The sequence below is a fragment of the Helicobacter bilis ATCC 51630 genome, assembly GCF_000686565.1.
In the GTDB taxonomy this organism is placed as follows: Bacteria; Campylobacterota; Campylobacteria; order Campylobacterales; family Helicobacteraceae; genus Helicobacter_A; species Helicobacter_A bilis.
Map to the genome: position 1 here is coordinate 1 of NZ_JMKW01000024.1, position 20,265 is coordinate 20,265.

Here is a 20,265-nt window from a genome sequence, read left to right on the forward strand (position 1 = left end):
CAGTAAATGTAGGTTTAATCTATGGAATCTATATTTTAAGAAAAAAGGTTGATAGATTAGAAAAAGGGGCAAACGATGTGGAAGCTACTTGAGAATATAGGCTTAGGTTTGTTTATGAGATTTATAACCCGCATTTATTTCAAATATAAATTGGCGGTTGATGTAGTTATATATTAGAAGTTGAAATTAATGTTGTAGGTTTTAGAATTTATTTTTTATATTGCATTATGTTTTTGAAAGGATATTAAATGGAGCATATGATTTTATCTTTGAATAGCCTTTGCATAACTATCTTAGGCATAAGTGTGGTTATTCTTGCAAAAAATTAGAGAAAGGAAAAACAATGTACAATAACATGATATAACAAAGAAAAAACGAAGTTATGGTTTTGCTTGAGAATAAGGAGACACAAGAGTAAATCACGCTTTGTATAGAAATAAGCGAGTAGGGATAAAATTAAGGTAGGTTTATTAAACATTGCATTAGATTCTAAGCCTGCACAATACAGGTTGTTTATCCCCCCCCCACAACTCAAATAACATCTTGTGGGGAGCTTAGAATCCCCCTTACCGCACTTGCTGCTGCCACTTCAGGGGAGCTAAGATATACTTCGCTTGTGGTATGTCCCATTCTGCCTACAAAGTTGCGATTTGTAGTAGAGACGCATTTTTCATTTGCCGCTAAGATTCCCATATGTCCGCCAAGGCAAGGACCGCAAGTAGGCGTAGATACCACCGCTCCAGCTTTAATAAAAATCTCTAAATACCCACGATTAATACACTCTAAATAGATATTTTGCGTAGCGGGAATGATGATGCAACGCGTATTTTTTGCTATTGTTTTATCCTTTAGAATATTTGCTGCCACTTCCATATCGCTTAGCCTACCATTCGTGCAAGAGCCGATGACAACTTGATCTATCTTTATCTCGCCCCACTGCTCTCTTTCTTTCGTATTTTCAGGCAAATGCGGAAACGCCACGGTGTGATCTATGGAATCTAGCTCAATATCAAAGACTTCTTCATACTCGGCATCTTCATCAGCCTTGTAGATTCTAAACTCCTTGCTCGTGCGTCCCTTAGCATATTCAATCGTAATATCATCTACTTCAAAAATGCCATTTTTCGCCCCCGCTTCAATCGCCATATTCGCAATGCAAAGCCTATCATCAATGGTTAGATTTTTTAGCCCTTCCCCGCTAAACTCCATACTTTTATACAACGCCCCATCAACGCCGATTTTACCGATGATATGCAAAATCACATCTTTACCACTCACATAAGGGCGGAGTTTGCCCTTGAGATTAAACTTCATCGCCTTTGGGACTTTAAACCACGCCTCGCCTGTTGCCATACCCACAGCCATATCCGTGCTTCCCACACCCGTGCTAAACGCACCCAACGCCCCATAAGTGCAAGTGTGAGAATCTGCCCCGATAATCAAATCGCCGATTGTTACAATGCCTTGCTCGGGTAAAAGGGCGTGTTCTACCCCCATATTCCCCACATCATAGTAATGCTTAATATCAAAGTCATTAGCAAAACAGCGGCATTGCTGAGATTGCGTAGCGGCTTTTATGTCCTTATTTGGTGCGAAGTGATCCATTACAAGTGAGATTTTATTTTTATCAAAAACTTGCGTGAATTTTGCTTGTTTAAAGGCGTTGATTGCCACAGGCGTGGTGATGTCATTGCCTAGCACCATATCTAGCTTGGCTCTTATTAAATCATTTGCCTTGACAGATTCTAATCCCGCTCTATCAGCTAAGATTTTTTGACTCATTGTCATTCCCATATTTTGCTCCCTACTGATTGTTGTTTATCATTTTGCAATGTCTCTAAATACTCTTGCATAGGCAGTGTATCCACCTTTGCACTAAAGATAGCAAAAGATTCCAAAATCTCGCAGCCACAATACTTAAACGCACTTGTAAGCGGGCTTAAAATCGTATTAAGGCTATATCCGTGATGCCCATCATAGCTATCCTTTGCCCCGCCCAAAGTCGTAATGACTTGAAACTTTTTGCCCTGCAGTAGCTTAGAATCTTTGCCATATAAAATATGTGTCAAAACCCTATCCTGCCACTCTTTCATAAGTGCAGGTGTGCTAAACCAAAACAGCGGAAATTGAAAGATGATTTTTTGTGAATCTTTGAGTAATGCCACTTCAGATTCTGCGTTTATCACGCCGTCTTTATAGCTCTCATTGAGATTGTGAATCTTCACATTTGAGAGCGTTTTGGCAGATTCTAGTAACGCCCTATTGACTTTAGAATCTTTCCAAAATGTGTGTGAAAAAATAAGTAGTGTTTGCATAATCTTCCTTTTTTATTACAGCATAAAATTGCATTATAGCATGTTATTTTATAATTTTTATCAAATTATATATTTTAATATAATATAGCAATATAAATTAGGTAAAAATATTCCATAATATTCTTATTCTATCAAATATAAGAATATTATGGAATATAGTATAGACGATCGATAGTCATTGTAATATACAATGATACAAAATATTATGAGTATAGCATTTAGATCTTTTAATTTGTGTGGAGACAAATACGAGTTATAAAGAATAAAGATTAAGAAACTAAGCGAATGGAATATTATTTGGATATTACTTAAAAACATAATCCTGTGAAACATGAAGTAAGTTAGCCCATTATCTTTAGTTAATTTAGCTACTATTCTTATTGTGTATGTAAATTATATTCATGAGTTACTTTGCTTATCTTGAACAAAGATTGTTATTATATGTTATTTAGTAAGAGTGCAATATGTTTTGTTAAAAAGGGTGGTAAAGAAGTGTTGTGTATTTAATCTTTTATCAGGAATTTTATAACAAAGGAGTTTATAGGGATTCCATACTCTACCACAATCAATAAACTTTTATCCGTGAGAATATAACCATAACAATATGTTGTATCCTTAACTTTCTGATAAGTATTATATGGAGAAAGTAGCGCAATGGGGCATAATTTTGGTGGAGTGTAGGGGGTTCGAACCCCTGACCTCAACGCTGCCAGCGTTGCGCTCTCCCAACTGAGCTAACACCCCAAATGAAGTCTCTAGAGCTATCTATTAATATCTTAAAATGAATGGTATGTCATCTTTTGATCAAATAAAGAACGAGAGTGCATATACCATTCTTTATTTCATTAAGAAACAAATATTTTTTGAATCTTAGAAATTTCTTTTCAAAAGATTATCAACGCGTAATATTGTAGTTAATCTATCACCTTGCTTTGCAATACCATATAATAAGTTTTCTTGCTCATTGAAAGTATCTGGTATGGGATCGATTTGATTTCCATCAATCCTTATAGCTTCTGTCAATTTATCGATAACAAAACCAGCGATTTCATCATTATGATTCACAACTAAATAGCGTGTATCCTTATCCTGTTTTGTTTGTGGGATACCAAACTTCATTCTAAGGTTAATGAGTGGATATACATTTCCACGCAGGTTAAATACACCCATTACATAATTTGGGGTACCCGGCACACGAGTGAAATCAATAGGTTTTATAATCTCTTTAACATTTAAAATAGGCACTGCAAACTCTTCAGTTCCCACCACAAAACCAATTAATTGCACGATATGTTCAGAATCACTATGCAACTCTTCTCCCACATTTTGCTTTTGCTGTTTTGCAAATACATCTTTTAATGCGTTATTATCCATTCTTATTCTCCATCTACTTGCAAGTTAATATTTCGTTTTACGACATTCAACAAATATTCAGGCGTATATGGCTTTGTAATATATTCTGTCATACCAGATTCTACACCACGCATTCTATCTGTTTTGCTTGTCCTGCTCGTTACTGCAATGAGCGGCAAGTTTTTAAATCGATTGTATTTTCTTACCTCACTTGCGAAAGTGTAGCCATCCATTCTAGGCATTTCAATATCAACAAGCACGGCATCAAGGTCATGATCGCCACTTTTTACAATCTCAAGTCCCTCTAGCCCATTGCTTGCTTCAAGCACTGTAACACCTAAAGGTTTCAAGCATTTTTTCATAATCGTTCTATCTGTTGTGCTATCATCGATTGCTAATACAATGTAATCGCTTGGTGAGTTTTTGGCTTTTGCGGCAGTGCTTTGAGAAATAAGATTATTCACACTTACCTTAACATCTTTTGCCATATCCATCATTGCGGCAACATCAGCGATTAAGGTAATTTTACCATCTCCCCTAACGGTAGCTCCAGCAATGCCCTCTGTGCCTTTGAGATAGTAGCCCAAACTTTTAATAACAACCTCTTCTTGCCCGATGAGATAATCTACAATTACACCGATTTTTTGCTCCGCTAAACCAATGATAACAACATAGACTTCATTAAGACTTTCTAAGACAGAATCTACCTTGAAAATATCTGCTAATCGCACAAGGCTTAATACCTCATCTCTTAGTCTCAATACGCTTTTACCATCAACGGTATAAATCTCTTCTTGTGATACACGCACGGTTTCTAATACCGAGCTAAGTGGTATAGCATAGTATTCTTCTTGCACTCCAACAAGCAAGGCTTGCATAATAGCTAGTGTTAATGGAATCTTTAACTTCTGTGTCGTGCCTACGCCAAGTTCAGAATCTATTTCTATGATACCATTAAGCTTTTCAACATTTGTTTTCACAACATCCATGCCTACACCACGACCGCTTACATTCGTAATGCTTGCCGCGGTAGAAAAGCCCGGTCTAAAAATGATACCAAATGCTTCTTTTTCGCTCATATTTTCAGCATCTCTCTCGTTGATAAGCCCTTTTTCAATAGCTTTCTTTTTCAGCATTTCAGCATCAAGCCCTTTACCATCATCTTTAATCTCAATGACGATATGATTCCCCTCATTGTAAGCCTTAAGCTCGACTTTACCAACTTCACTTTTACCATTTGCTTTTCTCACATCTGGCACTTCGATACCATGGTCGCATGAGTTTCTAATAATATGGATAAGCGGGTCGCCAATCTCTTCTACAATGGATTTATCAAGCTCTGTTTCTTCACCACTAATGATCAGATCAATGTTTTTGCCAAGCTCCCTGCTTAGATCTCGCACCATTCTTGGGAATTTACTAAACACCTTACCAACAGGAAGCATTCTTGTTTTCATAACCGCAAGTTGTAAATCTGTCGTTACAGTGCTAATTGAGCTTACGACTTGATTTAACTCTTCAAGGAATTTCTCCCCATCATATCGCTCTTCAACATCACCATAGATTCTAATGAGTCTGTTTTTACCTAAAACTAATTCCCCAATAAGATTCATAAGGTGATCAAGTCTTTTTACATCTACACGCACGGTTGGCTCTACTGCAACAGAAGGTGCTTTTTGCCCACCTGCTTCCGCTTTAGGTGCTGCCTTTGCGACTGGGGCTGCAGCAGGCGTTGCCTTTTGTTCTGTGGCTTTTGCTTGTGCTTCTTCTTGCTTTTTCTCTTGCCTTCTCTTCTTATCTTCTTCTTGTCTTTTTGCAAGCAATCTTGCTATTTCTGCTTCTACTTCTTCTGGCGACATATTAGCATAATCTGGCTCTTCTTCAGAATCTGCTGACGCAGATTCTGCACTCTCTGTGCTACTAGATTCTGTATTAGCCTGTTGTGCTTCTTGTGTAGGTGCTGCCTCTGTAGCTGGAGATTCTGCGGTTGCTTCATCAATCGCTTCACCTTTTGAGATAGCTTGCAAACGCTTCACGCAATCGCTTACATCAATACCACTATTTGCATCAGTCCCATTATCACGGATAACGCTTAAAAGGGCTTTCATTAAGTCAATAGATTCTAGAATCACATCCATCACATCAGGCGTGATTTTAAGCTCACCCCTACGAGCTTTATTAAGCACATATTCCATATTGTGTGTTAAATGCGTTAAAACATCAAAATTTAAGAATGAACTTGAACCTTTTATAGTGTGTGCTACCCTAAAAATCCTGTTTAACAAATCTAAATCTTCAGGGTTATTTTCCAATTCAACCAAATCTTGGTCAAGTTGCTCGACCATCTCAAAGGCTTCAATCAGAAAGTCCTCCATTATCTCTTGCATATCATCATTCATTTAACACCTCTAAATAACTATAAATTATGTATTGCATTATCCATGCTTTTTCATAACTGCCAATTATAACATAAAAAAAAATATTTTTGGTTTATTCCAAAATTTTTATAATTTCATCATAAAAAGTCTGTGCATCAAACTTTACTAAATAGGCATCCGCACCAATATCTCGCCCTTTTTGCTCACTAAATTTATCACAAATGGACGAGTTAAATATAAATGGTATAGATTGGAATCTTTCATCGCTTTTAATGATTTCTGCGAAATGGAAGCCATCCATTTTAGGCATTTCAATATCAGATATAATAAAGCGTATAAATGAAGTGAGATTTCCATTTTTTTCCACATACAAGTCATTTAGCGTTTGCAATGCCATTTCGCCATCATGTGCTTCAATCACGGTAAAGCCCATTTTTTTGAGATTCGTTTTCAATAAAGAGCGAGCAATAGTGCTATCATCTACGATTAATACATGTCCGCTAAACTTCTTAGTTACTTCTTGCAACTCTTTTTTATCTTGTTTATCACTATAAAAATCGAGATCATCAACAATGCCCTCTAAATCAAGGATTAAAAGTGTTTTGCCATCTTCTATGCGTGTTGTGCCTGTGATTTTACCGCGTTCTAAATTATGGCTATTTGAGCTAAATTGTGCAGCTTGGACATTATCCCCGCCAATGCGTCTAATAAGCTTTGCTTCATGCACTAAAAAACCTATCTTTAAATTATTAAATTCAGTGATAATCACTCGCTTTTTGTGTAGGGGTAAATCTGCCTCTCTGTCCTTAATATTAAGCCATGTTGCTAAATCTACAAGGGGTATAATAATACCTCTAAGATCAAATACACCGATGACATAATCTGGACTAGCTGGTAACTCAAAAGTTTCTGGCATTTGTATAATCTCTTGGACTTTTGCGACATTTATACCATAGATACCCTCATATACTTCGCCATTAGTTTGTTCATTGATTCTAAAATCTACCAATTCTATTTCATTGGAGGATATTTTTGTCTGATATGCTTTCTTCTGTTCCATACGCCACCTCTATAAACAAGCTGCCCTGTTTAAAACTAAGATAATCTTTGTGAAAATAACACGATTGCAATGCGTTATAAAAAACATTTTCTTCCTTTACATGTTGTCCTAAATGATAATGTCCCTCTATAATACAAAACTTTGTAATACCTGTGGCAAATCCATCATTAATTAGTTTCTGAATAACATGAGATTTATATTTTACAATCCTTTCAGACATAAAATGTAGAAAATCAGTGCGAAAAAATGAAAATTCTGCAATCAGTTTTTGATTTATACGAGCTGCAATTGCTTTGTAAATTATACCACAACTTAGTGTATCAAGTAACCGAAAAATAAATAAGACATAAGGTTTAGTAATAAACTTACGATAAGAATCATAATTTTTATTAATCCATAAATCACCATGGGCTAATATATATATTGTCTCATTACTGCCTTTTATGATAAGCGGCTGCATGCAATAGGCATAAATCCTTAGATTCTTAGCATTATAATCATAACCCCTCCATACAGAATCTAATCCAAAATCATGATTTCCCTCTATTATTATAATCTCATTGCTAAAAGTTAGCTTGGCAATCTTTTCTATAAGCCCCCTATTTGCAACGCAACTACTATGAACGCTGCCGATAAGAAAATGAAATATATCACCCATTAAAATAATCTGTCGTTGCGGGGGAAAATTATCAAAATATTCTAAAAGATTCACATCATTTTCTTTAAAGTGTGAATCTGCTATAAAAAAGGCATCTTCTCTAATTGTAAAATCATTAATAATTGTCATTTTTTTGCTTTTTAATGTGTTTAGTTTCTATAAAATGATAGCACAAAAATCCTGCGATATTTTTCTAAGATTCTATAAGAATGTAACTTTGTATCGCACCTTAACGCATATCGCTATAAATATACATAGAATCTTAAGTGAGTTTGACAGAAGTATGTTAGAATGAAGCGTTTTTTATCTTTTTATTAGGAGAATATCATGCAGATTTCTATTAATGGCGAACATCAAAATATAGCGGATAACATCACAATCACACAGCTTTTAGAGCAATTAGAAGTAGAAGATAAAATCATAGCCATCTCTCTAAATGCAAATGTAGTTAAAAAAGACGCATGGACACAAGTGCATTTGAAAGAACATGATAAGCTAGAGCTTTTGCAATTTATGAGTGGTGGTTGATTAGATTTTAAATATGACTTGTAGGTTAGAATCTAAGTAATTCTTGTGAAATCCTAGCTTAGATTCTATAATCATAAGATGGTAGATAGTGATAATTTTGATGCGAAAAAATCACAAGGAGAAGTCAATAATCTTAACACATACTCAAATGCACTTGCTAATAAATTGCCATATCCTTGGTAGTCTGAGATTAAGGTCTGTATGTTTAATCAGCACGACAAAACAAAGATTGTAAGTGGCTTTAAAGGATATATTTCAGAAAAAGAAGCAATGAGTGGAGATGAATTTTGCAATATTTTAGGAATTGATAAAGCAAGGATTGATAGGCAAAGACACGAAGCGTGTAATAGCAATTTTGAATTTGTAATAGATGAATTATTAAAAATAGAAAGTGTTCATAATAAAATCAAGCAAAAATTACAACAACAATGAAGGCATAATATGGAATCTAAAACAACATATCCGTTAAATACTAGACTTAATATTGATGGTTTAGACCTTATGGGGAGTTTAGAATCTTGCAGTGTTGATTTGTGTTTTTTTGATCCGCAGTATCGTGGGGTGCTTGATAAAATGCGTTATGGGAATGAAGGAGAGCGACAAAAGGGCAGAAGCACTCTTGTGCAGATGAGTGAAGGGCAGATTCAAAGTTTTATATGCGAGATTGATAGAGTGCTAAAGCCTAGCTGCTATTTGATGCTGTGGATTGATAAATTTCATCTATGCGAGGGGGTAAAAGCGTGGATAGAGCAAACAAGTTTGCAGGTAGTAGATCTCATCACTTGGGATAAACTCAAAATGGGTATGGGCTATCGCACAAGGCGACAGAGCGAGTATCTGCTTGTTTTGCAAAAAGCACCAGTTAGGGCTAAAAACACTTGGCGGCTTCATAATATCCGCGATGTGTGGAGTGAAAAGATTCCAAACGATAAACTAAAGATTCATCCGCATTCAAAGCCTAAAGGATTGCAGAAGGCTTTAATAGAATCTTGCACGAATAAGGGGGATTTAGTGCTTGATCCAGCAAGTGGGAGCTTTAGCGTGTTTGAGTGTGCAAAGGATTTAGGGCGAGAGTTTATTGGCACAAATCTTAGCGCATTGCTATAAATTCATTATATTCATTAATTTGAAGCAACGCACAAATAAGATTCTAACGACTAATTCACCAAAAAAAAACTTAATATTGCTTTGTGATTTGTTATTGTAATCCAAAATATAGATTTATGAGAGCTTCTAAGTATTTTATATATTGCTATTTGTGGGATTAAAAGCTATATAACCGCTAGACCAACATATAAAATCATTATTTGTATTTATTGTGCTGGTAGCAAAAAAATGTGTTATCTGTATTTTATAGTTTTAAAAAAAGTGTAAATGAACGATTATGTTATGGATTTTTTATAAAGGATATGTATGAAAAAGCATCTATTGAGTGTTGTTGTTGCAAGTTGTATTTGTGTCAATATGTCATTTGCTGATAGTAAAGGGAATGGCTTTTTTCTTGGTGTTGATTTTGGTGGTTCTGTTGGAGCACTTACAAATACAGGATTAACAATTAGTGGTAACGCTGGGCAAGGCGGTGTCCCAGCTAAAGAGACAATGCAAGTTAATGCGGGTTTTGGTCTCAATCTGCGTATAGGTGGACAGAGATATTTTGATAGAGAAAATGGCATGAGATATTACCTTAGCATTGGTGGTGTTTTTGGTGCACCAAGTTATGCTTTTGGTGATTTAAAAGTGTCTGGTATTACCATGATTGGTGATATAAATATGGATTTTTTACATGATTTCACTAGCACAGAATCTCAAAGAGTTGGTATATATGTCGGCATGGGGGCTGGATATATGACTACGCTATATCCGGGCGGTAGCGCACTTACGATTCAAAACATGAATATCCCAACTTTTAGTGGTGTTACTATAGGGCTAAACTTTGGAGTTAGAACACTTGTGGCAAGACATCATCAATTTGAGTTTTCAACAAAAAGTGTCGTTACACACTCAAAAGCGACAGAAAATATCATAGGATTTCAAGTATTCTTAGGTGCGAACTATTCTTATTTATTCTAATAGGATTTTACAATTCTCACGCTTATGTAATGTCTCTTTAGATAAGCGTGAATGGGTATTAGAAAGCCAAACAATTACTCGTTAATTCCTAGCACAACTTCTAGTTTTTCTTTTAAAACCTGTGGTGTAAAAGGCTTAACAATATAGTTATTAACTCCAGCTTTTAACGCAGTTATAACCTCTGATTTTCCACCTTCAGTTGTTACCATAATAATTGGAATATCTTTATACTTTTCTTCTGCACGCACTTTTTTTACAAGCTCTAAGCCATTCATCTCTGGCATATTCCAGTCTGTAATCAAGACATTAATACCCTCAATGGTACTCATCTGATTCCAAGCTTCAACTCCATGCTCAGCCTCTAAAATATCTTCATAACCAAGTCTTTGAAGAGTGTTTTTAATAATCCGTCTCATCGTAGAACTATCATCAACTACAAGCAATTTCAATGTTTGCTCCTTATAAATTAATTAAATCTTCATCGGTGTATTATAACATACTTTTAATAACCAAGATTAAAATTTTACATTTTTAAAATCAAGCTTACCTTCATAAAATGCCTTTCCTATGATTACACCGCCAACTTTTGGGTAATTATGCAACATATCTAAATCTTTCTGTCCAGAAAAACCACCACTTGCGATGGTAAAAATGCCACTAATTTCCGCAATCTTTTCGGTCAAAGCAAAATTAATACCAGAAAGCATACCATCTTGTTGAATGTCCGTGCAAACTATTGCCTGCACACTACTGCCTTTTAGTTTCGCGGCAAAATCAATTGCTTTTATTTCACTCACATTTACCCAACCATGAGTAGCAATATTGCCATCTTTAGAATCTATGCTTAAAGCAATTGGATATTTTTCTGCCATTAATATAGTCCAGTTTAGATTCTGCAGGGCGATAGAGCCTAAAATCGTGCGACATACACCAGCATTTAGGTAATTTTTTATAGTGTCTTCAGTGCGAATTCCACCGCCAACTTGTATTTGCAGGTTAGTTTCAGTTGCAATATTTTCTATGACACTAAGATTTTTTGGACTTCCCTCAAATGCACCATCTAAATCCACTATATGAAGCCATTTTGCACCGCAATCTTCAAAATATTTCGCAAAATCAAGGGCATTACCATACTCTTTAGCACTTTTTTTCTCACCCTTTGTTAAACGCACAGCCTTTCCGCCTAACAAATCTATTGCAGGAAATAAAATTGCCATGATTTTTATCCTAGATTCTAATCATTTAAATTATCCAACACTGACTGCTTCAGCATCTTATAGCGAGACATTACATTTCCATCGAGATTACCAAGATTTGATGAGATAACAACGCCACCGCGAGAAATGGCATTATCCGCTTCAATCTGTATTTTTTCTTTATCTTTTAGATTTTCCTTCAAATACACATAATCAATAGGATTGACCTTAATACCAATTTGTGTTGCTTCCATAATATTTGATAGTAAAGATCTTGTAAGTTCCAAAGCAACCCGCTGTGAATTTTCCTCAATTTCTTTTACTATAACTTCTTTTGCCATATCAATAGCAATAGAACTTAACTCTTTTTCAAGGGCTTCAAGATGGATTTGTGATTGTTTTAGTGTATTTTCTAAAGTGATCAATGATTGCACTATCTTTTCACGCTCTGCTTGTATCTCTGCTTCCATTGCTTGTTTTGCTTCATTTTTTCCCTCTTCAAATCCCCTTTTATATGACTCATCACTTGTTTTTTCAAGTGTTTCTTGCATGCTTACTTGATTTTTTTCAAACTGCATTTCAAGCTTTGCAAGATTCCCGGATAACTCATCACTTTTATGCAATAGCTTTTCGATTAATTCCTTTTCTAAAGAGTTCATAGTCGGCGGACGATATGCATTCACTTGCTCTACATTTTGCTCATCGGTTGTATTTTCGGTGGAATCTGTATTTGTCTGAATCTCTAAAGGCACAATAGCTTTAAATTCATATTTATTGATTGAGTGATCGCCTTTTTGTTCATCTTGTATGAGATTGTGATTACGAGATAACATCGTCTTGTTCTCCTAATTGTATTAAGCCTTGTTCTGATAGATTTTGAACTATCTCAATAATCTTTCTTTGTGCCGCTTCTATATCACGCACTTTAACCGCACCTAAAAACTGAATCTCTTCAGCAAACTGCTCACTTGCTCTCGAACTCATATTACTCATAAACTTCTGCTTCAATTCATCAGCACTTGATTTCAACGCCAATGCTAAATCCTTCTTATCTGCAACTTTTAGAATCTCAATGATAGCGGACTTATCAAGCTTAATCATATCTTCAAAAGTAAACATCATTTCTTTAATCTCATTAGCAAGCTGTTCGTCTCTTTGCTCTATCTGTGCCAATGTAGCCTTTGCGGTTTTCTGTCCCATGCGGTTAAACATTTCAGCAACAGCACGAGGACCACCAACTTCGACTTTATAGCTTGTAAGAGATTCTACTTGTTGCTCTAGCACCGCTGAAACTCTTTTTACAACAGAAGGTGAAATATCCCCTAAGTTTGCCATACGGATAGAAATTTCCGCACACAGCTCATCTGTAAAAAAGCCCAAAGTTTCTGCTGCACCACCAGAATCCATATGTGCTAGAATTAGGGCTATTGTCTGCGGGTGCTCATTTACAATAAAGTCTGCAAGTTGTTGCGGCTTTACCTTATCCAAATAACCAAAATTCTTGGTAGATTGCATAGTTTTTGCAAGTTTATCAAGCACTCTCTTTGCAATATCTGGTCCAAGTGTTTTAATCAGCAATTCTCTTGCATAATCAACACCGCCAGAATTAATATATTGATTAGACTGCAATATAGTGTAAAACTCTTCCAATACAGCAGCACCCACAGCCTTGTCTGTGCCACCTAATTGCATGATATGCTTACTGATTTCAGTAATCGATTCTATATCTAAATGATGGAATACTTCACTTGTGATTTCTTCACCAACTTGAATGAGTAGAATCGCTACCTTTTCGGACATAGAGAGTTCATCATATTGTGCTCTTTGCTTTGGAGTTAAGGTCATTGCCATTTTTGCCCCTTATTTCATTTCGATTTCATCGCGTATGAGTGCTTGGAATAAACCTGCTATCTCATCTGGTTTCGTTCTCACTGCTTCTTTGATTTTCTCTAACAACACATCATATTTTACAGCATCTTCATTGAATCCACCGCCAATACCAAGCTGTTCTTCCACTCTTTTACGCATTTCATTCGCCCTATTTAGCGTATCATCATCATCATCAAAGTCAAATAGCGGTTGTTTCTCTGTCTCCTCTTCTTCATGCACTTCAAGCATACGCTCCGCAAATGGTGCAATAACCTTTTTATAGAAGAAGAATAGCACGATAACAACAAGCACATATCGTAGTAACGGCATAAATGGACCGAGATATTTTTCAACCGCTTGGGCTACTTTTTCAAAGTTTGTTAATGGTGGTGTGCCAGAACCAATAGCATTAAGCTGTCCAGCAATAACACTTACAATATCATTACGATTTTCATCATAACCTGAACTTGCTTCGACAATTTTTTTAATCTCTGCAAGCTCTTCTGGGCTTCTTGGGGTATATTTCATCGTAATAAAGCCCGTTTCTTCATTTGTCTCTTCAGTATAAGTCCCATCAATCACAACACCAACAGTCATGCGTTTAAGTTGCGGGGTTTGCAATCGCATAGTCGTTGTCTTTTTATCGGGCATATAGTTTTTAACAAACTGACTTTCTCTATACTCTTCTCTATTATTGGAATCTAAGTCTTTAACTTCAGCAATGTTATTAATAACACCCGGGACGCCACCCGGATCTTTTGGTGCAAGTCCCTTTCTCTCTATCTCTTTACCCGACTCACTTGCAACAGCAGATTCTTTGCTATATATTTCCTCCGTGCTTTCTTGCTTACCAAAATCATAATCTAGATTCACACTCACAGTCATTCTGTCTGTGCCACCAGCAAGCCTGCTTAATGATTGTCTAATCTTATTTGCAATCTCTTGTTCTGCCTGCACCTTATAAGCAAAGTTTTTAAATGCTTGTTCGTTTTCAATGGTTGCTTCATCGCGTTTATTTAGTGGATTACCATATTGATCCACCATGATAACATTTTCTGGTTTAAGTCCATTGAATGAATTTGCAATAAGGTTTTGAATACCAAAGATTTGATTCTGTGTGAGTGTCATGCCATCTCTAAGCGTTAATGCTACACTTGCACTAGGCACTGCACGAGTTTTTACAAACACATCATCTTTTGGTTCTGCAATCTCAACTCTTGCATCTTGTATGGGGGCTAATGCCATTAATGTCTTTTCTAATTGTCCCTTAATTGCACGCAGTTTTTTAACATCAAATTCACTCTGTGTTGCACCAAAGCTATTTTCATTAAAAATATCATAATCAACCCTGCCTTTTATAATGCCCTGTGCGGCAAGCTCATTACGCAAAACAAAGACTTGGTCTTGTGGCACTGCAATAGTGTTGTCATTAATCATTTTATAGGGGATATTTTGCTGCTTAAGATAGCTTATCGCAGACCCTGCATCTGCTGGATTCTCAGCTGAAAAGAGAATCCCAAAACCATCGACGCTATCCCCTTTCTTTGAACCTAAAGAGGATACAATGAGATATGATAAAAAAGCAACAAAAACAACAACAGTTACAAGAATAACAATTTGTTGTTTTCGATTTAATTTTTTAATTAAATTTTGTAACTGCGTAAATATCGCTTTAAAATCCAAAACTCACCTTCCTTAAAATATTTATAAATCTTGTAGTATATCTGTTAATTTTTGTATGACAATGTCATTTTGCTGTGGGATTCCAATCGTAATTCGCATAGCATTAAGTCCATAACTTGCCAAATCTCGCACAACAATTCCTTGCCGTAATAATAAATTGCTTATTTTAGTAGAATTTAACTTATTATGCAATATAAAAGTAACAAAATTTGCATAAGATTCCAAAATATCAATCTCATATTGCTTTGCAAATTGCTTATATTTTTCCATTTCACTAAAATTATTTGTAACAGAATCTAGCAAAAACTCTTCATCAAAAAGACTAGCACTAGCGGCTTTAAGGCTTAAAGTCGTGATATTAAAAGGCGGTCTTATCTTATTTAATGTGTCAATTATAGTCTTGTTTGCGATACCATATCCAACACGCATACCACCTAATCCATATATTTTAGAAAAAGTCCCCAGATAAATTACATTCGGAAAATCTATAATATCCTTCGGGCTAATCGCATAATTAGAATCTTTATACGCACAATACTCCATATATGCACAATCTAGGACTACAAGACTCTCTCTATCAATTTTTTTTAAAAAATCAATCACTTGAGATTTAGGCAACGCTTCTCCAAGCGGATTATTTGGCGTACATAGAAAGATTATGCTAGGCTTATGTGCTTCATAATATTGCAACATAGAATCTAGATTATGAAAAAAATCAGGTGTGCGTAAAATAGTAGCATTGCAATGCTTTGCATAGATAGCATACATTGCAAAAGTCGTTTTTGCCATAAGCACCTTAGTATTTTTATCACAAATTGCATGTATGCAAAACTCAATTATTTGGTCGCTACCACTACCAATAATGATTTGATTGCTTTCTATATCATATTTTTTTGCTAGAGATTCTTTAAGCTCATAGTAAGAATCATCGGGATATATATATGCATTACACGCATTCTCAAGGATTGCTTCCTTTGCAAGCGGCGATGTGCCTAGCGGATTTTCATTGCTACCAAGCTTAATAATATTTTGTGGCTCAATATTGTAATCACGCATAACAAGCTCTAGTGGTTTTCCAACTTCATAAGTAGGCAAAACAGAGATATGCTGGTGAAATTTCATAATATTTCCTTATAAATCGCTCTGGCATAATCACTAACAAGGTCTCATTGCTTATTGTAACCTTAAAAACGAAATTGTAGCATAAAGATTGCGAATTTATATTTTTATGTTACTATTTTACAGAGTTTTTACTTTGAAAATAGACATTATTGTGGTGGTGATTATGACTTTGCTTGATATGCAACATAATGAAACATATAGGATAAAATCTGTATGTAATATGCAGAATCTACTCGCACAAAGACTGCATTCTCTAGGTATTTATGAAGGGGCTTCTGTGCGACTTGGATATGTCTCAATGTGGCAACACACTTATAGTGTATATGTGAATGGCACACAAGTGGCACTGCGAAAGAGTGAAGCGGAATTAATTGAAATTGAAAAAATATAAAATTATTTAATTCATATTGAATACCATATAAAATGAAACTAGAATCACTTGTCAAATACTCTATCAAAATAACTTTCTGGAGCATTATTATGATACAACCAAAACCTGTATTTTATGTATGTAAAAAATGCGGATATATGAAATACCATCAAGCAAAAAGTGATTGCATTGGTGCTGAAGATATTGCGGCTATAATTTGTCCTAAATGTAACGCATTAATGAAAACTCATAGCAATATGTTAAGTGCGGGATTAGATTCTATATTTACAATTACGAAGAAAGCTTTTGGTAAATAAGCTGTATTTAGAATCATAACTTAAGTTTAGCGATGTCTAAAAAATCTCTTTTATATGCTTATTTATTTAAAGGGTTTGTAAAATTTCTCAAAATGAATTTAATATTGCTTTCTAAAAACAAACATGTATGTTAAACCCCAATATGACATATTAGAAAGCTTATTTATTCCACACTTAAGCAAAAATAGATAGAAGAAATAGGCAAAGATTCTAAATCTTCTCTTTTTTAATAAGATTGAAACATACATTTATCAGCAAGATAAATACAAATAACACGACAGCATTTGCGATTAATACTTCTCTATGTAAGCCTTCTGCATAGCTCATCTCAAGCACGATATTTGTCGTTAAAGTCCTTACACCATCAAGCACACTACTTGGAAGCTGCACCTGATTCCCAGCAACCATAATAACAGCCATAGCCTCGCCAATAGCCCTACCAACGCCAAGTATAACTGATGCTAAAATGCCTGATTTAGCCGCAGGTAAAACCGCGAAAAACACACTTCTTTCACTACTAGCTCCAAGCGCTAACGCCCCTTCATAATAGCTTGTCGGCACAGAATCTATCGCAGCCTTTGATACAAGAATGATTGTAGGCAATATCATAATGGTAAGAATGAAAGACGCCGCCAATACACTTTTGCCCGGTATGCCATCAAATATACCAGCAAGTAGCGGCACAATAATCACTAAACCAAAGAATCCATACACAACAGATGGGATAGCCCCAAGCAACTCAACCGCCATGATGAGATACTTTTTTGGACCTTTTGGACAAAACTGCGATAAATACACAGCGCTAAAAATCCCAAGCGGAACGCCAAAAAGGATAGCAAGAGCGGTTACACACAGACTGCCTATAATCATAGGGAAGATTCCAAAAAATTCCTGTTCTGGATACCAATCTAGCCCAAATATAAAGTCCATAAAGCCGATTTGCTTCATCGTAGGGATTGCATTTGCAAATAAGAAAAAGCAAATCGCACAAACCGCAAAAATAGATCCCATCGCACAAAGTGCAAATAAAGTGTGAAAAAATCTTTCTTTAAACATTTATTTCCTTTAGAATCTTTATAATAGAGCTTAGCGTTGTATTTAGATTCTTAAAACAAAACTTTGTTGCAATAAGTGTTGTTTTAAGAATCTTTACTCTTTGTGATGAATTCTTTGCTTACTTAACTTAAGGATAGTTTCTTGTCATATTGAGTCATAGCTGAAATATCTCCCTTAAATTATACAATGTGAAACATTTCGCTACATTCAACATGACAATTTGTTTTAGATTACAGATTCTAATCCCTTATTGGTGGTTGCATGGCGTAGAGATAAAATAGTAAAACTCTAAATCTTTTTTGCTATTGTGAATGTTAATCAAAATCTCTATTAGAATCTAAGCTAGATTCTAAAGCAACCCAAATCCTACACCACAACTCATGAGATTAATCTCATTATTTCACTTGATCCCAAGTCGTCATTTCACCTGTGAAAATCTTATATACGCTATCTTTTGTGATATTTGTGATAGGATTTGCCTTATTCACAATAATAGCTAAACCATCAATCGCTAATACACGCACACTAATCCCTCTTTTTAGCTCCGCTTCTTTTACCTCACGAGACACCATACCAATATCTGCGATGCCCTCTACCACAACATTAACACCTGTTGTAGAATCTGATTGCTGAATCTCAATCACTACATTTGGATTGACACTTTTATAAGATTCTACAAGCTTTTCCATAAGCGGTGTGATAGAACTAGAACCAGCTATTACAAGCTTTCCTTTAGGTTTTTTACTCACAAATTTTTTAGTTTTTGTCGCAATGTAGCCAGACTTTTCAATGATTGCTTTCGCATTAATGCTATATGCTAAAAAGTCTTCAATGAGTGGATTGCTTTTCTTGATTACCACATTAAATGGACGAGAGATTTTATAACTCTTATTATTAATGTTTTCAACACTTGGCATAACACCTTCAACACTTATTGCTTTCACAGTGTCATTTAAGGAACCAAGCGATATGTAACCAATAGCATTTTTAGAGTTTGCCACCGTTGTCATCATGACACCCGTTGAGTTTGTAACCTCTGCTTTCGTTGTGGTAGCATCAATTTTCTTACCTTTTAATTCTTTTTGAATCCCAAAGATTTCAGTAAAAGCACCACGAGTCCCAGATCCCATTTCCCTTGAAATAGGGTAAATATTCTCTGCTGCCATAGCTATATTTGCACCAAGAGTTAAGCCTGCCACAAGCCCTAATATACACTTTTTCATCATAAAAAATCCTTTCAAATAAAATGTGCTGCAAGTATAGATATAGCTTGTAAAGTTGCAAAATAAAGAATGTAAATTTTTAGTAAAATTGATTTGTGATTCTATGTATTTATTGATGATTATATATTCCCAACAATCCACAATAAAGTATAATTCCAACACGATTTATTCCAAAGATATATTGAAGCAGGTAAATATATGAAATTCCATAAAATTTATGTTGAAATTACTGATATTTGTAAGCTTTCTTGCTCTTTTTGCACGCCAAAAAAGGCACTAAGGGGAGTTATGCCGCTAGCTTTATTTGAAAAAATCATATCACAGATTACAAATCACACAAGGCTTGTAAGTCTGCATGTATTAGGCGATCCGCTCCGTGTGGATAATCTATCTGCATACATTGATATTGGGGCGTATTATAAAGTAAGGTTTGATATTGTGAGTAGTGGTGCGTTTTTAAACAAAGAGCATTTTTCATTATTAACACAAAAGCACATACATCAAGTTAGCTTTTCTCTTGATGCCCTATTTGATAATAAGCATTTAAGAAAAAAGATAGAAAAATATTTTGATACAATCCTTGCTTTTTATGAATATGCAAAGATATATGCCCCAAATCTTTATATCAATCTGCGACTTTTTGGGGAGTATGACTACACATATTTTTTGCAAAGATTCCCAAATGCGATTTTACAAACAGAAAAAAGGCGATTGCGTTTAGCTAAGAATTTTTTCTTGCGATTTCATAGGGCTTTTACATGGACTGCTTTGCAAAAAGATTCTAAGATTGCAAATATGCAGATTTATCCAAATATGCCTTATTGCTTTGGGGCGATAAAGCAGCTTGCAATACTTGCAAATGGTAAGGTTGTCCCATGCTGCATTGATGCAAGTGCAAAAATGCCACTTGGTGATTTTAACACACAGGATTTTAGTGAGATTCTATATTCCAAAGATATGAAAAATATACAAGATTCACTAAGGACTTATAAGAATCTGCCATTATTATGTGAGAACTGCACTTTTCGTGGTGTTTAGAGTATTTTGTGTTATAATTCACGCTTATT

At 35.3% G+C, this 20,265-nt stretch carries 22 protein-coding genes and 1 tRNA gene; 8 read left to right on the top strand and 15 right to left on the bottom strand.

Annotated features, from left to right (window positions below; translation table 11 throughout):
* Positions 1–531 precede the first annotated feature (531 nt).
* The 7 genes from leuC to T368_RS0105940 form a co-directional block, all read right to left on the bottom strand.
* The gene (gene leuC, locus T368_RS0105910) at positions 532–1,794 is read right to left on the bottom strand and encodes a 3-isopropylmalate dehydratase large subunit (RefSeq protein ID WP_004088991.1); all 1,263 of its coding nucleotides are present in this window, start codon (positions 1,792–1,794) and stop codon (positions 532–534) included.
* Entirely contained in the window at positions 1,785–2,315 is a 531-nt protein-coding gene (locus tag T368_RS0105915) for an NAD(P)H-dependent oxidoreductase (protein ID WP_004088990.1), read from the bottom strand. Before T368_RS0105915 ends, leuC begins: the two co-directional genes overlap by 10 nt.
* Positions 2,316–2,983: 668 nt before the next feature.
* Positions 2,984–3,059: transfer RNA gene (locus tag T368_RS0105920), tRNA-Ala, on the bottom strand.
* Between the two features lie 126 nt (positions 3,060–3,185).
* Positions 3,186–3,689 carry a chemotaxis protein CheW gene (locus tag T368_RS0105925; protein ID WP_004088989.1) on the bottom strand — a complete coding sequence of 168 codons (504 nt, stop codon included), beginning with the start codon at positions 3,687–3,689 and terminating at the stop codon, positions 3,186–3,188.
* 2 nt (positions 3,690–3,691) lie between these two features.
* Entirely contained in the window at positions 3,692–6,067 is a 2,376-nt protein-coding gene (locus T368_RS0105930) for a hybrid sensor histidine kinase/response regulator (protein ID WP_027338359.1), read from the bottom strand.
* 91 nt (positions 6,068–6,158) lie between these two features.
* Positions 6,159–7,106, bottom strand: a complete 948-nt coding sequence (locus T368_RS0105935) for a chemotaxis protein (RefSeq protein ID WP_027338360.1) — start codon at positions 7,104–7,106, stop codon at positions 6,159–6,161.
* Complete coding sequence (locus T368_RS0105940; protein WP_027338361.1) at positions 7,063–7,893, bottom strand: metallophosphoesterase; 831 nt, start codon at positions 7,891–7,893, stop codon at positions 7,063–7,065. Before T368_RS0105940 ends, T368_RS0105935 begins: the two co-directional genes overlap by 44 nt.
* Before the next feature lie 16 nt (positions 7,894–7,909).
* Here T368_RS0105940 and T368_RS15440 point away from each other — a divergent pair, with 16 nt between their 5' ends.
* From T368_RS15440 to T368_RS0105960, 5 genes are all read left to right on the top strand, one after another.
* Positions 7,910–8,059, top strand: coding sequence for a hypothetical protein (locus T368_RS15440; protein WP_155116664.1), 150 nt, complete (start codon positions 7,910–7,912; stop codon positions 8,057–8,059).
* Between the two features lie 32 nt (positions 8,060–8,091).
* Positions 8,092–8,292, top strand: coding sequence for a sulfur carrier protein ThiS (thiS, locus tag T368_RS0105945; protein WP_004088984.1), 201 nt, complete (start codon positions 8,092–8,094; stop codon positions 8,290–8,292).
* 201 nt (positions 8,293–8,493) lie between these two features.
* On the top strand, positions 8,494–8,724 hold the full coding sequence (locus T368_RS0105950) for a hypothetical protein (protein WP_004088983.1): 231 nt from the start codon (positions 8,494–8,496) through the stop codon (positions 8,722–8,724).
* A 9-nt stretch (positions 8,725–8,733) separates the two neighbouring features.
* Positions 8,734–9,399 carry a DNA-methyltransferase gene (locus tag T368_RS0105955; RefSeq protein WP_004088982.1) on the top strand — a complete coding sequence of 222 codons (666 nt, stop codon included), beginning with the start codon at positions 8,734–8,736 and terminating at the stop codon, positions 9,397–9,399.
* 306 nt (positions 9,400–9,705) lie between these two features.
* A complete protein-coding gene (locus T368_RS0105960) occupies positions 9,706–10,362 on the top strand; it encodes an outer membrane beta-barrel protein (protein ID WP_004088981.1) in 657 nt (218 codons plus the stop codon).
* Positions 10,363–10,436: 74 nt separating this feature from the next.
* Here T368_RS0105960 and T368_RS0105965 read toward each other — a convergent pair whose 3' ends face one another.
* The 6 genes from T368_RS0105965 to hisC all read right to left on the bottom strand — a co-directional run bounded on the left by T368_RS0105965 (position 10,437) and on the right by hisC (position 16,232).
* On the bottom strand, positions 10,437–10,811 hold the full coding sequence (locus tag T368_RS0105965; protein WP_004088980.1) for a chemotaxis response regulator CheY: 375 nt from the start codon (positions 10,809–10,811) through the stop codon (positions 10,437–10,439).
* Positions 10,812–10,877: 66 nt separating this feature from the next.
* Positions 10,878–11,579: a 1-(5-phosphoribosyl)-5-[(5-phosphoribosylamino)methylideneamino]imidazole-4-carboxamide isomerase gene (gene hisA, locus T368_RS0105970; protein ID WP_004088977.1), complete on the bottom strand. Its 702-nt coding sequence runs from the start codon at positions 11,577–11,579 to the stop codon at positions 10,878–10,880.
* Positions 11,580–11,596: 17 nt separating this feature from the next.
* Positions 11,597–12,391 (bottom strand): flagellar assembly protein FliH, encoded by a 795-nt coding sequence (gene fliH, locus T368_RS0105975; RefSeq protein ID WP_004088976.1) that lies wholly within the window; start codon positions 12,389–12,391, stop codon positions 11,597–11,599.
* On the bottom strand, positions 12,378–13,409 hold the full coding sequence (fliG, locus tag T368_RS0105980; RefSeq protein ID WP_027338362.1) for a flagellar motor switch protein FliG: 1,032 nt from the start codon (positions 13,407–13,409) through the stop codon (positions 12,378–12,380). The genes fliH and fliG overlap by 14 nt, the downstream gene beginning before the upstream one ends.
* A 9-nt stretch (positions 13,410–13,418) precedes the next feature.
* Positions 13,419–15,110, bottom strand: a complete 1,692-nt coding sequence (gene fliF / locus T368_RS0105985) for a flagellar basal-body MS-ring/collar protein FliF (protein ID WP_004088971.1) — start codon at positions 15,108–15,110, stop codon at positions 13,419–13,421.
* A gap of 21 nt (positions 15,111–15,131) precedes the next feature.
* Complete coding sequence (hisC, locus tag T368_RS0105990) at positions 15,132–16,232, bottom strand: histidinol-phosphate transaminase (RefSeq protein WP_004088967.1); 1,101 nt, start codon at positions 16,230–16,232, stop codon at positions 15,132–15,134.
* A gap of 88 nt (positions 16,233–16,320) precedes the next feature.
* On the opposite strand from hisC, the gene T368_RS0105995 reads away from it, so the two are divergent.
* Together T368_RS0105995 and T368_RS0106000 are read left to right on the top strand one after the other, a co-directional pair.
* On the top strand, positions 16,321–16,623 hold the full coding sequence (locus T368_RS0105995) for a FeoA family protein (protein WP_138160868.1): 303 nt from the start codon (positions 16,321–16,323) through the stop codon (positions 16,621–16,623).
* An 89-nt stretch (positions 16,624–16,712) separates the two neighbouring features.
* The gene (locus T368_RS0106000; protein ID WP_004088961.1) at positions 16,713–16,919 is read left to right on the top strand and encodes a hypothetical protein; all 207 of its coding nucleotides are present in this window, start codon (positions 16,713–16,715) and stop codon (positions 16,917–16,919) included.
* Between the two features lie 210 nt (positions 16,920–17,129).
* Here T368_RS0106000 and pstC read toward each other — a convergent pair whose 3' ends face one another.
* Positions 17,130–17,975 carry a phosphate ABC transporter permease subunit PstC gene (pstC, locus tag T368_RS0106005; protein WP_027338363.1) on the bottom strand — a complete coding sequence of 282 codons (846 nt, stop codon included), beginning with the start codon at positions 17,973–17,975 and terminating at the stop codon, positions 17,130–17,132.
* 395 nt (positions 17,976–18,370) lie between these two features.
* Positions 18,371–19,198 carry a substrate-binding domain-containing protein gene (locus tag T368_RS0106010; RefSeq protein ID WP_027338364.1) on the bottom strand — a complete coding sequence of 276 codons (828 nt, stop codon included), beginning with the start codon at positions 19,196–19,198 and terminating at the stop codon, positions 18,371–18,373.
* Between the two features lie 288 nt (positions 19,199–19,486).
* Between T368_RS0106010 and T368_RS0106015 the strand changes: the two genes are divergently transcribed.
* Positions 19,487–20,236: an SPASM domain-containing protein gene (locus tag T368_RS0106015; RefSeq protein WP_230455678.1), complete on the top strand. Its 750-nt coding sequence runs from the start codon at positions 19,487–19,489 to the stop codon at positions 20,234–20,236.
* Positions 20,237–20,265 lie beyond the last annotated feature (29 nt).